The organism is Stenotrophomonas sp. STEN240 (assembly GCF_056756175.1).
The window spans coordinates 1-1,870 of sequence record NZ_JBRRBO010000092.1 but is presented as its reverse complement, the minus strand read 5'-3'; the positions used below and the strand labels follow the sequence as shown (position 1 = coordinate 1,870).

Sequence of the window (1,870 nt, the reverse complement as noted above, 5' to 3'; positions counted from 1 at the left end):
GCGCGCAAGGGAGGGAGCCAAGCCTTGCCCCCTCCCTTGCGCGCAGCGCAGGGGAGGGTTGGGGAGGGGGCAGTTTTTGCCCCAAAAGCTGAACATCCCCCTCCCCCACATTGCATCCGAGCCCCACCGGCCCCATGATCTTCACAGGGCCGCCTACGGCCCGTTTCACCAGCACAATAGAAATCCGGGCGGCGCCGACAAAGCGTCGCCTTTTGCTTGCTCTTCATACAGATAAGGAATTCCCATGACCAGCCACAGCGGTCTGCCGCCATCCATCATTGTTTCCACCCGCGACATGGCCCGTCTTGAGGCCCTGCTTGACTCCCCGGCGCTGAGCCGGCACCCGGCCGCTGTTGCCCTTGCGCAGGAACTTGAGCGCGCACAGGTGCTGCCGCCGGAAGAAATCCCCGAAGGCATCGTCACCATGCACTCCCGTGTGGACTGCGAAGACGAGCTGCACAACGAAAAGCATTCCCTGACTCTGGTCTATCCGCACGAAGCGGATTTCGACAAGGGCCGCGTATCGATCCTGGCACCGGTTGGCAGTGCCCTGCTGGGCTTGTCGGTTGGCCAGACCATCGACTGGACCGCTCCCGGCGGCCGCCAGCTGCGCCTGCGCGTTACCGCCGTCCACTATCAGCCCGAAGCGGCTGGTGATTTCCACCGCTGAGCGCACTGCGCCGCCCCTGCAACAGGAAACCATGATGTCCCAGGCCCCCTCCAAGCTCGCCCAGCTGCGCGAACTGTCCGTCGTCGTCGCCGATACCGGCGATTACGACGCCATCAAGCGCCTGCGCCCGGTCGACTGCACCACCAACCCGACGCTGGTGAAGAAAGCCCTCGACCTGCCGGTCTACGCCGGCCTGATCGAGCGCGAGCTGCAGTGGGGCCGGGCCCAGTCCGGTGACAAACAAGCCATCGCCAATGCCGTGGTCGATCGTTTGACTGTTGGCGTCGGCACGATGCTGGCCGAGCTGGTACCGGGCCGTGTTTCCACTGAAGTGGATGCCGACCAGGCGCACAACACCGAGGCGACGATTGCCAAGGCGCGCGAGTTCATCGCCATGTACGAAGCGGCCGGCGTGCCGCGCGACAAGGTGCTGATCAAGATCGCCGCCACCTGGGCCGGCGTGGAAGCCGCCCGCGTGCTGCAGGCCGAAGGCATCGACTGCAACCTGACGCTGATCTTCAACCCGACCCAGGCCTTGGCCTGCTCGGAAGCCGGTGCGTTCCTGATTTCGCCATTTGTTGGCCGGATTCTGGATTGGTACGTGGCCAACGGCCAGACCCCGGCCAACATCGACGAAGACCCGGGCGTGGTGTTCGTGCGCGGTGTGTTTGCCGAGTTCAAGCGCCGTGGTTCCAGCACGGTGGTGATGGGCGCCTCGTTCCGTTCGACTGCGCAGATTGAAGCGCTGGCCGGCTGTGACCGTCTGACGATTTCGCCGGACCTGCTGGAGAAGCTGGACGCAGATTTTGGCGAGCTGCCGCGCAAGCTGGTGGCTGGTGCTGCTGAGGCTTCGAATTTCGCTGCGATCGACGAAGCGAAGTTCGATGCGGATATGGCGGCTGATCCGATGGCTACCGAGAAGCTGGCTACCGGTATTGAGGCGTTTGCCAAGGATCTGCAGACCTTGCGTCAGCGGATTGCGGATGAGCTTGCAAACTGACAGTTCAAACAGGGCCTGACTACTCCCTTCTCCCTCCGGGAGAAGGTGCCCCGAAGGGGCGGATGAGGGTAAGTGCAAAGCCCGGCGACATCAGGCCGCAAGAGGCTTCGCCGCTTACCCTCTCCCCAACCCCTCTCCCGGGGGGAGAGGGGCTTTAAAAGACCCCCAGCGCCAGCCCGGCTGCGAACAGCCCGCCCAGC

General features: G+C 64.2%; 2 protein-coding genes. Both read left to right on the top strand.

From position 1 onward, the window contains the following. The first annotated feature begins 244 nt into the window (after positions 1-244). A complete protein-coding gene (rnk, locus tag ACVOKO_RS19420) occupies positions 245-670 on the top strand; it encodes a nucleoside diphosphate kinase regulator (protein WP_346501028.1) in 426 nt (141 codons plus the stop codon). Between the two features lie 34 nt (positions 671-704). Next, on the top strand, positions 705-1,670 hold the full coding sequence (locus ACVOKO_RS19415) for a transaldolase (RefSeq protein WP_346501026.1): 966 nt from the start codon (positions 705-707) through the stop codon (positions 1,668-1,670). Positions 1,671-1,870 lie beyond the last annotated feature (200 nt).

What these genes read in the sequence shown, in the direction of transcription:
- ACVOKO_RS19415 (WP_346501026.1), top strand. Translation starts at nt 705, where the DNA reads ATGTCCCAGGCCCCCTCCAAGCTCGCCCAGCTGCGCGAACTGTCCGTC.
- rnk (WP_346501028.1), top strand. Translation starts at nt 245, where the DNA reads ATGACCAGCCACAGCGGTCTGCCGCCATCCATCATTGTTTCCACCCGC.